Genomic DNA, 12,234 nt, shown 5'->3' with positions numbered 1-12,234 from the left:
GGGCAGGGAGCAGGGGAGGCAGAGGAAGAAGAATTATTGACAAATGACAAATGACAAATGACCAATGACTAATGACTAATATGCATACACTCCGAAGCCGGGAACAAAGGACTGCTTGGCTCTTACTAACACCAGCATTATTGCTGTTGTTGTTTGTATTTGCCTACCCGATTTTACGAGCATTCTGGTTAAGTGTATTTACTAGGAATTTGGGAACTGAACTACAACCCGTATTCTCTGGTTTGGACAATTATGTGCGGATGGCTGGGGATGGTCGTTTCTGGCAGAGTTTGTGGGCGACGGCTGTGTTCACAACAGCATCTGTGCTTTCAGAACTACTGCTAGGACTCTTGATTGCTCTAGTTCTCAATCAGGCGTTTTTTGGAAGGGGCATAGTGCGGACAATCGCCATTCTACCTTGGGCTTTGCCTACCGCTCTGATTGGTCTGGCATGGTCTTGGATTTTTAATGACCAGTTTGGGGTTGTAAACGATATTCTGCGGCGGTTAGGGCTGATTAAAACTGGAATTAACTGGTTAGGAGAACCAACTCTAGCGATGAGTGCAGCCATCTTTGCTGATGTTTGGAAAACTACACCTTTTATCAGTATTCTACTGTTGGCTGGCTTGCAGTCGATATCAGCAGACCTCTATGAAGCCTACTCTGTTGATGGGGCAAATCCTTGGCAAAGCTTCCGCAATATTACCTTGCCACTGCTGCTGCCACAAATCTTAATTGCAGTCCTATTTCGATTTGCTCAAGCTTTTGGGATTTTTGACTTGATTGCTGTAATGACCGGGGGTGGCCCTGGTGGTGCAACTGAAGTGGTGTCGCTATACATCTATTCCACGGTGATGCGCTACTTAGATTTTGGTTATGGAGCGGCTTTGGTGGTAGTGACATTTCTAATATTAATTGCTGCGGTGGCGATCGCTAGTTTCTTACTTAATAAATCCCGTGCCAAGACATCAGGAGTTATTTAACCATGAGTTCAACTCCCCAACCGATAGCAAAAACCAGATTTTCTCTGAAAAAAATCTTGCTGGTAATAGCAGTTGCATTAGTAATGTTATTCAGCCTAGCGCCAGCCTTATGGCAATTGCTGACCTCGTTTAAAGTTAACGAAGATATTGCCGCCATTCCCACTGTTTATTTCCCCACGCGATTCACTTTTAGTCATTACATTGAGTTATTCACTCGTCGTCCATTTTGGCGCTACATCTTCAACAGCGCCTTTGTGTCGATTACTTCTACAGCTTTAGCTTTAGCGATCGGCGCACCTGCTGCTTATGCTCTAGCACGGTTACGCCCTTGGGGTGAACAAGCTATCCTCGCCAGCGTGCTGATGGTGACTTTATTTCCTGGAATTCTGTTGTTCCTCGGACTATTAGAAATTATTCAAGCCCTCAGACTGGGCAACAATTATTTAGCGCTGATTATACCATACACCGCCATTAATTTACCACTGACAATTCTAGTACTCAGAAGCTTTTTCCAACAATTACCTAAAGACTTAGAAGATTCTGCTAGGGTCGATGGTTACAACACCTTTCAACTACTGTGGCAAATCGTATTGCCTATGACCCTTCCCGCCTTAGTAACTACTGGAATTCTCACCTTTATTTTTGCCTGGAACGAGTTTATCTTCGCTCTGACGTTTATGACTCGTGAAGAAATGAAGACAATTCCCGTTGCTGCGGCTCAGTTGGGTGGTGCGACAGTATTTGAAATTCCCTACGGTGCGATCGCTGCTGCTACTGTTGTAGGAACGTTACCTCTGGTTTTACTAGTTTTGTTTTTCCAGCGCCGGATTGTCCAAGGTCTGACTGCTGGTGCTGTTAAAGGATAAGGGGAAGCAGGGGAAGCAGAGGAGCATGGGAAGCAGGGGAAGCGGGGGGAGAAAGAATGACTAATGACCAACGAAAAATGACAAATGAAAAATGGCTAAACTCGAACTCAAAAACCTGAATAAAACTTATACTTCCAAAGTCGTCCCTGTTAAAGACGTTAGCTTAACAGTAGATAACCATGAGTTTCTGACTTTACTTGGCCCTTCTGGTTGTGGCAAATCCACTGTTCTACGCATGATTGCAGGTCTTGAAGAACCTACTCGCGGTCAGATTACGATCGATGACGTGGATGTTACTTATAAATCAGCAGGCGATCGCAACATCGCAATGGTATTTCAAAGTTATGCACTCTATCCGCACATGACAGTGTACGATAACCTCGCCTCTGGACTCAAGCTGAAAAAAGTACCACCGACAGAAATTAAACAGCGAGTGGCAGAAGTGGCAGAAATTTTAGGATTAGCAGAGTTAATGAACCGCAAGCCTGCTAAAATGTCTGGAGGTCAACGCCAGCGGGTTGCGGTTGGTCGTGCTTTAGTGCGTAATGCCGATGTGTACCTCCTAGATGAACCGTTAAGTAACTTAGATGCGCTGTTGCGGGAACGAGTCCGAGCCGACCTCAAGCAAATTTTTGCAGAGCAAAAAGTCCCTGTGGTCTATGTTACCCATGACCAAACAGAAGCGATGACACTTTCTACCAAAGTAGCTTTGCTCAACGATGGCTATGTCCAGCAACTCGACCCGCCCGAAATCATCTATAACCATCCAGCTAATTTATTTGTGGCTGGATTTGTTGGTAGTCCGCAGATGAATTTGCTAACTCTTCCTTGTAAGGAAAAATACGCGGTACTAGGTAACTTCCAACTACCTCTGCCAAATATACCAACTGTACCACCGCAGATTGTGCTAGGTATCCGCCCAGAAAACGTTCGCATTGCCCAACCAGGTGATACCCAAACTATTCAAGGGCGAGTGCATCTAGTCGAAAACTTGGGTATGCATTATTTGGTCAGTGTCAAGGTTGAGAGTTCACAAGAAGCGATTATAGTACGTGCTTTATTGCCAACAGACCAAACTTGGAGTACTGAGAATATTACACTGACATTGCCCCCTGAAGATATTCACTGGTTTGATGTTCAATCTGGCCATGCTCTTGTCAGGAGGCAAATCTTAGGTGTGAGGGGCTAGTAACCCTTTTTCAGTACTTTAGGCAATAGATAGGGTTATTGATACAGAGTTTTAAGATTGCGGTCAATATAGTTAGTTTGAACTACAATACATTTGTACTATTTTGTAGTGGCAACAATTATGACAGTTAAACCTATTCCATTCGGCTATCATACCGTTACACCGTATCTTTTTGTGGAAGGGGCAGCAACCCTAATCGAGTTTCTCAAACAGGGATTTGCAGCCAAAGAAATTCGTCGTACCCTACACCCAGAAGGTAGCATCATGAATGCTGAAGTCAAAATTGGCGACTCAGTAATAATGGTGAGCGAAGCAAGATGTGAATTTAAGCCAACGCCAAGTTCCATTTACCTCTATGTTGAGAATACCGACACAACTTATGACAATGCTCTCAAAGCCGGTGCTACCTCAATGATGGAGCCAAATGATGAATTTTGGGGCGATCGCCATGCGGCTGTGAAAGATCCAAACGGAAATTATTGGTGGATTGCGACTCATCAAGAGGATGTTTCATCCGAAGAGATCGAACAACGAATTAAAGTCTTATTTGGCAGCAAAGAACAAGTGTAACTCGGCATCCCTTATCAATACTGCTCGGAGCGTTACATTTTAAACTATGAATTTGGCTTAGGGAAAAGGTTAAAGGGCAAGAATTAAAGGTTTTATTTGTCTTTCCTTTTCCCATTAACCGAGCAGTATTGCATCTCTTGTAGGTAAGTATGACTATTATTATGTCTTACAAAAAAAGTATGGAATATGGGTAGTAAAATTAAAAAAATTATCAGTAAGCATCAATCAATCTACAGGTTTTTTAGATGATGAAACAGAGATGGGCAAGCATATACAAATGCACTCAGCTACTTTGGAGTATTTTGTTAGTGTTGGTAATTTGGAATCTACCCCAATCCGCTCTAGCAGATGTCAATCCACAGGAGATAAATGCAATTATTCGCACGCGGGATATAGCCCTGCAAGCCCTAAACACTCGTGATTTTGCCAAAATACAGCCTTACTTGCACCCAAACTTTACAATCACAACAGTTGATAACCAGGTTTTTCACAAAGTCCCTGAGTTTGAAAAGTACTGGAATCAGCAGTTTTCCAGTTCTATTAAAGATATCAAAATGCAACTTAAGGGAGATACGATCAGAACATTTCTTACTCCAGATATAGATGTTGCCTCTGGAGAAGCGATCGCATCCTTTTCTTTCAAAGATGGCAAAGCGGCTGATATGGCGTTGCGATGGACAGCCGTGCTGCAAAAGCTCCAAGATAAATGGATGATTCAATCGCTGCATTTCTCCTCAAATTTACTGAATAACCCAGTGTTAAATGCTGCTCGACAATTGGGGCAGATTCTCGCAGTTGCAGCAGGGGTGGGCGGTTTCGTGCTGGGAGCAGTGATGATGTTACTATTACGTCGCAGGAATAAGCCACGAACCGACAGGATATAGCAAATAAAGTGGGAAGAAGCACCTATCAGCCCAGTAAAAATACTATCTTTCATCGCCGGCTCAAAGCAACCCTAGTAGTTTTATTAGTCTGGGGTGGCGTGAGTTTACTGCACTGGCTACCAGAAACACAATGGTTGATGCTGGGATTAACGGCAATCCTGACTGTGCAAACATTACGGATGCTATTAGCAAAACCAACGGCGGCGGTAATGGAGAGTGAGATTTATTTACCGCCAGTCTCGATTTTAGTTCCGGCTAAAAATGAAAGTTCAGTGTTGGCTAATCTAGTTTACAGCTTATGCCAATTGAATTATCCCAGCGATTCCCTAGATATCTGGATTGTTGATGATGGTAGTACCGATGAAACTCCCCAGGTTTTGAAAGAATTACAAACTCAATTTCCAGCTTTACAAGTTCATCGACGAGAATCAAAAGGTGGTAAATCAGGGGCATTGAATGCAGTGTTTCCATTTACCCAAGGGGAGATTATTCTAGTCTGCGATGCGGATGCTCAATTAAGAGCCAATTTTCTCCAGCAAACAGTACTTCTGTTTCAAAAGCAAGCGATCGGTGCAGTGCAAGTGCGAAAAGCAATTTCTAATGCTAATACCAATTTCTTAACCCGTTGTCAGCAAATGGAAATGTGCTGTGATAGCTTTCTGCAAACCCATCGCATTGCTATTGGTGGAATGTCTGAACTGCGCGGTAATGGGATGTTAGTTCGTCGGGAATTGTTAGAAAAGTGTCAAGGTTGGAATGAGAACACTGTCACCGATGATTTGGATCTTTGCTTCAAACTCTATTTAGCAGGTACGGAAATTGAGTTTGTGACAGTTCCATCAATTCAGGAAGAAGGTGTAACTACTTGGGAAAAACTTTGGTATCAACGCTGTCGTTGGGCTGAAGGTGGCTATCAGCGTTACCTAGATTATTTTCCGCAAATTCTGACTTTAGGTTGGGCAAAAGAAATTGATTTACTATTATTTTTTCTATTGCAATTTCTGCTACCAATTGGACTAATACCTGATTTACTTTGGACAATATTTTATAGCCATCATCCCGTTCTATTTCCACTGCAAACACTACTCAGCATCATTCTGACAATTGCCTTTATTGCTGGACTTTACCAATTTCAAAATTTACGAGGATGGTCTTTGATTTGGGCAACAATTCAAGGGTCATTATACATGGTGCATTGGATTCCTGTGATGATTGTGACGACTTTAAAGATGTGTGTGCAAAGGGAGCGATCGCACTGGGTGAAAACTGAGCATCTTGGTCAAAATTATGACAGTGATTCTGTCAACAAATAAAATTTAATATGCCTGCAAAAGATATCTATCACGATGCTGTTAAAAACTCCTTAATTAAAGAAGGCTGGATAATTACAGATGACCCTTTACATTTAAAATGGGGTCAAAAAGATATGTATGTAGATTTAGGAGCAAAACAACTTTTAGCCGCAGAACAAGGAACTAAAAAAATAGCCGTAGAAATTAAAAGTTTTGTCAGTCCTTCAGAAATGGCAGACCTCAAAAATGCCATCGGTGGATTTATTCTGTATCGTGCTGTTATCAGTCGCCTAGAACCTGATAGAATATTATACCTAGCAGTGCGTCAGAGCGTATTCACAGCTTTATTTGAAGAACCAATTGGTACACTTTTAATAGAAAGTGAAAATCTAAATTTACTTGTTTTCAATCCTGAAACTGAGAGGATTATCCAATGGATACCTTAGATAACTATCGACGCATCATCAAAGAGGTGTTAGTACCTTATACACAAATTCCTTATTCCTATGCAGCTATTGAGTGTAAAACAGTCTTTGATAGCGAAAATAACAGCTATTTGCTGATAACTCTTGGTTGGGACGGTGCCAAAAGGATTCATGGTTGCTTAGTTCATATTGACATTATCGATGGCAAAATTTGGGTACAACGGGATGATACAGAAGATGGTGTTACCTACGAATTAGAAGCTGCTGGAATTCCTAAAGATAAAATTGTCTTAGGATTTCACCCGCAAAATGTTAGGCAATATACGGGATATGGTATTGCATAAATTTAACCTATGCGATAATTTAGATTATAAATACACGGAGAATATAATTGAAACTAGAGTATTTAATTTTAGTTACGGAAAACGAGTTTTTTTGTAGCAGTAAAGAGTCTTTTATTAACTTCCTACAAATAGATTCATCAATCTCTGTAAATGATCAAAAGATGGTATATCGAACAGAGCGTAATGGTAAGGAGCTTGTTTCTGCTAATTTCCATGTAGAAACTGGTATAGTTGAATCAAAACGAGAACGTTATTTTTTGCTTGTACTTACGTGCAATAATAAAAATCTAATTGATGAGTTTTCAGAACTGGGAGAAAAAATTAAGACTATATCTTCACGAATATGCCCAGGTTTAACTAGAATAAATACACTTTGGGATGATGTAGGAAGAATCTATGCAGAAAGAGCCTACCCATTAATAAACGAAATTGAAAACTTGATGAGAAGATTAATCAGTAAATTCATGTTGATTAATGTAGGAATGGAATGGTCAAAAGACAGAATAGATGATGACTTATTTCAAAAGATTCAAAAGTATGAGGATGAAGAGTTATACCTTAATGACCTATCCAAGCTAGACTTTATACATTTAAAACAAGTTTTATTTCAAAAAAAGAGAGATATTAGTCTTGAAGAACTTGATCGTGTTCTTATTAAAACTAGTTTTAATGAAGAAGATAAATCAAAAATACTGAAATATGTTCCTCGCTCAAATTGGGAAAAGTATTTTTCTACTATAATAGAAGAAAAAGATAAAAGCTTTGAGGCGAAATGGGAAATTATTTATAAACTTAGAAATAAGGTTGCTCATAACAGGTATTTGAAAAAAGATGAATTTGAAAAAATTAAAGGTCTTTGCTCGACAATAAAAGAAATAATCAATCGTGCTACCAACAAGTTAGGTGAAATTAATTTAGATCAAGAAGATCGTCAATCAATAATTCACTCTTATCAATCAAATTCTCCTACTGAATATTATGCTAAAGTGGAAGAAGCTGTTGCTGAATATTATAATAAATCTGGTTATAATATTGTTTTAGAAAGATTTGTGCGTGATGGTGTCGTAGATTTTTATGCTGCAAAAGAATCAGAAAAAATAGCAGTTGAAATCAAAGTAAGAAGTCATACTAATTTAAAAATAGAAAGAGCGTTGATTGATCGACTTTTATACCATTCTTTAAAATGTAAGAAGAGTGATACCCTGACAAGGATTGATTTGGTAATTATACTTCGAGATTATGATATTGACCAATCAGTTAAAGATATTCATTCAGATTTGATGAATAAGTTTAGCCAGGAACTAATAGGCGAAGAAATAGTAATTAAAATTGGCTATATTAATGAAGTCAACCAATACGTTTGTATTCAGTAATAGCGATATAATAAATACCAAGTTATCTTCTAATAAGGGTAACGGGAATTTCTTAGTAGATTGACAATATTAAATAGCAAGTATCAGACATTAACAAATCATGTTAGATTTGCTGATTCAAAACGGGTTAATTTTCGATGGCTTAGGCTCTCTACCTGTGCGCGTAAATATTGGCATTCAAAACGGCCGCATTGTCACCCTTGCACCCTCCTTAACTACCCCAGCCCGTGAAGTGGTTGATGCTTCTGGGTTATGGGTGACACCTGGATTTATAGATATTCATACTCATTACGATTTAGAGTTAGAAATTGCACCAGGATTGAGTGAATCAGTTCGTCATGGTGTTACCAGCGTGGTTATTGGTAACTGTAGCTTGTCTGTTGCGATCGCAGAACCCCAAATCCTAGCTGATATTTTTCAGAGGGTAGAGACACTTTCTCATCGGCTGATTGCAAAATGGTTGAAAAAGTCGGTTTCCTGGCAAACACCAGCAGAATATTTACAGCATTTGCAACAGTTACCCCTTGGCCCCAATGTTGCCCCAATGTTTGGACACAGTGCCTTACGCGCTCATGTAATGGGGTTAGAACGCAGTTTAACCGTTCAGCCGACAAAATTTGAACTAAAACTTATGCAGCGCATAGCCAGAGATGCAATAGATGCTGGCTTTATTGGTATTTCTATTGATATGTTTCCCTGGCATCGGATGAGTGGAGAATGGCAAGGTTGTACAATTCCGTCTCAACACGCCAAATTTAAAGAATATGCAATGTTAGCAGATTTGTGTCGGCGGTGCGATCGCGTTTTTCAAGTCACACCCAACTTACAACGACTTGCTTCCTTTGTAGAGATTCTGCGGATGGGTTCAGGGATTGGACAAAAACCCCTGCGCCTAACAGTCCTCTCAGCCTTAGATGCCGTACACGATCGCAAACTATGGCGAATATTTTCCCCCCTACTTTTTATTTGGAATCGGCTGCTAAATGGGAATGTGCGCTTTCAAACCTTAACCGAACCCTTCACCATTTACTCTGATGGATCTGTGACTCCCTTATTTGAAGAATTCTCCACAGGCGCACAACTCAATGGCTGTCAGTCACGAGAAGAAAGACAACAATTATGGGAATCAGAAATTTTTCGTCGTCAGTTTCGTAAAGAATGGTTGAGTAAACGGCATAAATCATTCCATCGTTGCTTGGATTTGATGGAAGTTATTCATTGTCCCGAAGTAAGTTGGCAAGGATTAAGTTTTGCAGAAATTGCTCGTCAAAAGCAACAAGAACCAGTAGATTTATTTATCCACGCATTACAAAAATACGATACAGATTTACGCTGGGTAGCCACAGGAGCGAACGATCGCCTCAAACCCCGTTTAGCGATGATGCAGCATCCCCATATTTTGCCTGGTTTTACCGATGCTGGCGCTCACGTGCGTAACCTGGGCTACTATGATGGAGCTTTGTCTTTGCTCAAACAAGCAGTTGCAACGAAGTTCCTTTCACCGGAAGCTGCGATTTGCCGCGTTACCGGAGAACCTGCTGGTTGGTTTCGTCTGGATACGGGAGTTCTGAAAGTTGGTGCGAAAGCGGATATAGTTTTACTCGATCCTAATGCTTTAAATCAGCCAATTAGCCCGCAGGTGCAGATATCAGATCCAGTTTTAGATGGCGAACCTCGGATGGTTAAGCGTGGTTCGGATGAAATTGTGCAAGCGGTTTATATTAATGGGGTTCGGGTTGTTTGTCGGGGTGAAGTGAGCGATCGCTTGGGGCGGGAAAAGTTGGGAACTGTTTTGTTTCCTTGTTGAAGTATCTCACGCAGAGACGCAAAGATGAGGTTTGAGAGTTTAGTATTGAATTGCTTTTACCCCACATCAGCAATGACTTGCCCAATATCTTGAGGAGTTGCACCTGTTGCTAACATTGCTCGGATCAACAATTCAATTGATACTGAAGCATCGCTATTTTCAGCTTTAGCAATCCGAGGTTGGCTGGAACTAATCTTAGCAGCAAGTTCACTTTGAGTCATCAATTTTTGCCGACGCTCCTTCAAGTTTTGGCTGAGAGCTAGCTTAATTTCAACAAGGATAGTTTCTTCGGGTGTTAACTCCAAAAAATCTGAAACTGTGCCAATTTTCCAGTCTTTAGATTCTAAACGTTCTCTCTTAGCTCGATCCATTGCATTACTCCTGCCGATCGGTATCATATTTGCTTAGGCGCTTTTTGCAAACCTCAATTACCTTCTTGGATGTTGTTCTCGTTGTTTTATTAAAGACTTCAACAATCAAGATTGCATCGTTATCAATTCGATAAATAATCCTCCAGTTTTTATCTGCATCTCGAATACGCAATTCATAACAGTGAATTCCTATACTTGACATAGGGCGTGAATGTGGCAACTCAAGGGATTCACCTTCCTGTAATTGTCTGAGCAGAACACCCGCTTCGATGCGTGCTTCTTGAGTGAAAGGTGGGGTTTTAACTTCACCATGCAGCCAAACTAAAGGCTTACTTTGCTCTCCCATGCTGTATTTATATCATATCTGATATATCGATATAATATACCTATGAAAGGGAACTTATATTAATGGGATTCAGGTTGTTTGTGTCGGCAAGGTGAGCGATCGCTATTCAGCACAGGGATTACTTTGCTATATTAAATTGTGCCTCATCAATCATCACTTCTAAATGAGTTGTAAAATTTAAACAGCTAAAAATTCTCCATTCTTATGAGTGAAAAACTCCAGACTGAAAAAGACAAGCTACAGACAAGCACTAGTATCAAGACAAATGAAGAAATAGAAAACGAAAAAGTTCTATGTCCTCATTGTCAGCGCACTGCTACGAACGGTATTAAATGTAAAGGTATTTGTGTAGCTGACAATGACTATTAAGGTATAAATTAATTCTATTGATTTTTCACACACTATCTATTTTATGAGTAATATCAATTCTAATCCTCCACAAAGATTGAGATATAAAATTAACAATCAAATTCTGGAGCGCCCTTTTACTGACTATTGGGATATTTTTGTTCTTAAACATCAGCATCCAATTAATATTACTTTCCATATTCTGGGAATATTATTTTTTTATACTTTGCTATTTTGTGCTTGGAAGTTGCACAAATTTTCGTTACTTTTGTGCTTACCGTTAACTCAATTGTTGGGATTAACCGGACATTTTTTATTTGAGCGTAGCCATATTGATTTACAAGATGCTGTTTTTTCTTGGCGGGCTTCTTACTGTTTGGGTAAAATGTTAATCAGGATTTTAATGGGCAAATATCGAGACGATATTCGCCAACAGCAAAAGATATTAAATAATTATCTATCAATATGAATCATCTGCCCGTAATAACCAAAAGCCGCTATAAGTGATCCCGGAATCATCTGGCTGTACTAACAAAAAGTGCAATCCTCGACTTTGCTGTTTCCGTTGTTGATATGTTTGGGCTGCTGTTGTAACTTCTGGATCTTCAAAAGTGGCAACAATCCACCTATCTACTAAGCCAGCCTCTAATATTAAGCCATCCGGTGCGCCAGAAATATAGTTTAACGCCACAAGGCGGGCTTGCTGTAACCACCGGGCTAGGCGCATCGATTGCCGTCCACCATAAATTACCACACCAGGGACGGGCACTGTTGACGCTAAACCCAAATTGATGGGTTTGAGATGTTCTGGGATGTGCAAAATGGGAATGGGGCGATCGCTAAATCTCGTTTCTACATCACTAGCGGGTAGAGTCGCAAAACGCCATTGTTCTCCCCAGAGGTTCTCTGGTAATGGTGCTGGAGGTGGTTTATCCAGCGTTGAGGAATATTGCTTTTCTTGTAACCACTGCTTCAGTGCCACAGTGTGGCGGGTAGGTTCGACATTTATGCTTAAATTTCGTCCACCCGCCTCAATTAAGCTTAGAGACTGGGGACGAAATACCTGGATCGTATCTGGCAATTTTTCACCAGCAGCTAACTCAAGTTGAGCAGCAACCCAACTCGAATTCGCTGCTGACTGGAGACAGGTAGCTTCATACTCAAAGTTGCGAGTTGCGTCACAAATCAACAACTCCCATAAAATTTGTCCCGATTCATCTTGTGAGGGACGACGATAAAAATCAACCTGCCAAATTTTCATAAATGGGGAATTGGGGAGATGGGGGAGAGTTAAAACTGAAAGTTTCAAGTTCAGAGGCTAGAAATGATCTTTATTGTCGCTTTGTTGCCAGTCTTGAGGTTGAGCCTGACATTAGGCAAACTGCTGTATATACCTGCGACTATGCATAGCGGCTAATAATCTTGTAGTCTAATAT

The 12,234-nt window shown here is 40.5% G+C and carries 14 protein-coding genes; 11 read left to right on the top strand and 3 right to left on the bottom strand.

The genetic code is table 11. The features are described from left to right. Window positions 1-71: 71 nt before the first annotated feature. The 10 genes from CDG77_RS09905 to CDG77_RS09860 all read left to right on the top strand — a co-directional run bounded on the left by CDG77_RS09905 (window position 72) and on the right by CDG77_RS09860 (window position 9,733). A complete protein-coding gene (locus tag CDG77_RS09905; RefSeq protein WP_094329225.1) occupies window positions 72-983 on the top strand; it encodes a carbohydrate ABC transporter permease in 912 nt (303 codons plus the stop codon). Window positions 984-985: 2 nt separating this feature from the next. Then, on the top strand, window positions 986-1,849 hold the full coding sequence (locus CDG77_RS09900) for a carbohydrate ABC transporter permease (protein WP_094329224.1): 864 nt from the start codon (window positions 986-988) through the stop codon (window positions 1,847-1,849). Between the two features lie 91 nt (window positions 1,850-1,940). After that, window positions 1,941-3,038 (top strand): ABC transporter ATP-binding protein, encoded by a 1,098-nt coding sequence (locus CDG77_RS09895; protein WP_094329223.1) that lies wholly within the window; start codon window positions 1,941-1,943, stop codon window positions 3,036-3,038. Between the two features lie 120 nt (window positions 3,039-3,158). After that, window positions 3,159-3,608 (top strand): VOC family protein, encoded by a 450-nt coding sequence (locus CDG77_RS09890; RefSeq protein WP_094329222.1) that lies wholly within the window; start codon window positions 3,159-3,161, stop codon window positions 3,606-3,608. 245 nt (window positions 3,609-3,853) lie between these two features. Beyond that, entirely contained in the window at window positions 3,854-4,492 is a 639-nt protein-coding gene (locus CDG77_RS09885) for a YybH family protein (RefSeq protein ID WP_094329221.1), read from the top strand. A gap of 8 nt (window positions 4,493-4,500) precedes the next feature. Beyond that, the gene (locus CDG77_RS09880; RefSeq protein ID WP_094329220.1) at window positions 4,501-5,805 is read left to right on the top strand and encodes a glycosyltransferase; all 1,305 of its coding nucleotides are present in this window, start codon (window positions 4,501-4,503) and stop codon (window positions 5,803-5,805) included. 8 nt (window positions 5,806-5,813) lie between these two features. After that, window positions 5,814-6,230 (top strand): XisH family protein, encoded by a 417-nt coding sequence (locus CDG77_RS09875; protein WP_094329219.1) that lies wholly within the window; start codon window positions 5,814-5,816, stop codon window positions 6,228-6,230. Further along, a complete protein-coding gene (locus tag CDG77_RS09870) occupies window positions 6,218-6,553 on the top strand; it encodes a XisI protein (protein WP_094329218.1) in 336 nt (111 codons plus the stop codon). The genes CDG77_RS09875 and CDG77_RS09870 overlap by 13 nt, the downstream gene beginning before the upstream one ends. Before the next feature lie 47 nt (window positions 6,554-6,600). Then, window positions 6,601-7,926: a HEPN domain-containing protein gene (locus CDG77_RS09865; protein ID WP_094329217.1), complete on the top strand. Its 1,326-nt coding sequence runs from the start codon at window positions 6,601-6,603 to the stop codon at window positions 7,924-7,926. A gap of 100 nt (window positions 7,927-8,026) precedes the next feature. Beyond that, window positions 8,027-9,733 (top strand): N-acyl-D-amino-acid deacylase family protein, encoded by a 1,707-nt coding sequence (locus CDG77_RS09860; RefSeq protein WP_094329216.1) that lies wholly within the window; start codon window positions 8,027-8,029, stop codon window positions 9,731-9,733. Between the two features lie 56 nt (window positions 9,734-9,789). Here CDG77_RS09860 and CDG77_RS09855 read toward each other — a convergent pair whose 3' ends face one another. Together CDG77_RS09855 and CDG77_RS09850 are read right to left on the bottom strand one after the other, a co-directional pair. Further along, window positions 9,790-10,104: a helix-turn-helix domain-containing protein gene (locus CDG77_RS09855; protein ID WP_094329215.1), complete on the bottom strand. Its 315-nt coding sequence runs from the start codon at window positions 10,102-10,104 to the stop codon at window positions 9,790-9,792. Between the two features lie 4 nt (window positions 10,105-10,108). Continuing rightward, window positions 10,109-10,450: a type II toxin-antitoxin system RelE/ParE family toxin gene (locus CDG77_RS09850; protein WP_094329214.1), complete on the bottom strand. Its 342-nt coding sequence runs from the start codon at window positions 10,448-10,450 to the stop codon at window positions 10,109-10,111. 412 nt (window positions 10,451-10,862) lie between these two features. Here CDG77_RS09850 and CDG77_RS09845 point away from each other — a divergent pair, with 412 nt between their 5' ends. Beyond that, a complete protein-coding gene (locus CDG77_RS09845; RefSeq protein WP_094329213.1) occupies window positions 10,863-11,267 on the top strand; it encodes an Mpo1-like protein in 405 nt (134 codons plus the stop codon). On the opposite strand, the gene CDG77_RS09840 is transcribed toward CDG77_RS09845, so the two are convergent. Next, complete coding sequence (locus CDG77_RS09840; protein ID WP_094329212.1) at window positions 11,259-12,059, bottom strand: Tab2/Atab2 family RNA-binding protein; 801 nt, start codon at window positions 12,057-12,059, stop codon at window positions 11,259-11,261. The genes CDG77_RS09845 and CDG77_RS09840 overlap by 9 nt on opposite strands. Between the last annotated feature and the right edge of the window lie 175 nt (window positions 12,060-12,234).

It is taken from the genome of Nostoc sp. 'Peltigera membranacea cyanobiont' 213 (genome assembly GCF_002245975.1).
Classification (GTDB): Bacteria; Cyanobacteriota; Cyanobacteriia; order Cyanobacteriales; family Nostocaceae; genus Nostoc.
The sequence above is the reverse complement of the archived record's forward strand: the minus strand, read 5'-3'. Positions and strand labels throughout refer to the sequence as shown.

Excerpts from the sequence above, each read along its gene's own strand:
- CDG77_RS09875 (WP_094329219.1), top strand. The coding sequence starts at position 5,814 with ATGCCTGCAAAAGATATCTATCACGATGCTGTTAAAAACTCCTTAATT.
- CDG77_RS09860 (WP_094329216.1), top strand. The coding sequence starts at position 8,027 with ATGTTAGATTTGCTGATTCAAAACGGGTTAATTTTCGATGGCTTAGGC.
- CDG77_RS09885 (WP_094329221.1), top strand. The coding sequence starts at position 3,854 with ATGATGAAACAGAGATGGGCAAGCATATACAAATGCACTCAGCTACTT.
- CDG77_RS09850 (WP_094329214.1), bottom strand. The coding sequence starts at position 10,450 with ATGGGAGAGCAAAGTAAGCCTTTAGTTTGGCTGCATGGTGAAGTTAAA.
- CDG77_RS09900 (WP_094329224.1), top strand. The coding sequence starts at position 986 with ATGAGTTCAACTCCCCAACCGATAGCAAAAACCAGATTTTCTCTGAAA.
- CDG77_RS09890 (WP_094329222.1), top strand. The coding sequence starts at position 3,159 with ATGACAGTTAAACCTATTCCATTCGGCTATCATACCGTTACACCGTAT.
- CDG77_RS09845 (WP_094329213.1), top strand. The coding sequence starts at position 10,863 with ATGAGTAATATCAATTCTAATCCTCCACAAAGATTGAGATATAAAATT.
- CDG77_RS09905 (WP_094329225.1), top strand. The coding sequence starts at position 72 with ATGACTAATATGCATACACTCCGAAGCCGGGAACAAAGGACTGCTTGG.
- CDG77_RS09895 (WP_094329223.1), top strand. The coding sequence starts at position 1,941 with ATGGCTAAACTCGAACTCAAAAACCTGAATAAAACTTATACTTCCAAA.
- CDG77_RS09840 (WP_094329212.1), bottom strand. The coding sequence starts at position 12,059 with ATGAAAATTTGGCAGGTTGATTTTTATCGTCGTCCCTCACAAGATGAA.
- CDG77_RS09870 (WP_094329218.1), top strand. The coding sequence starts at position 6,218 with ATGGATACCTTAGATAACTATCGACGCATCATCAAAGAGGTGTTAGTA.
- CDG77_RS09855 (WP_094329215.1), bottom strand. The coding sequence starts at position 10,104 with ATGGATCGAGCTAAGAGAGAACGTTTAGAATCTAAAGACTGGAAAATT.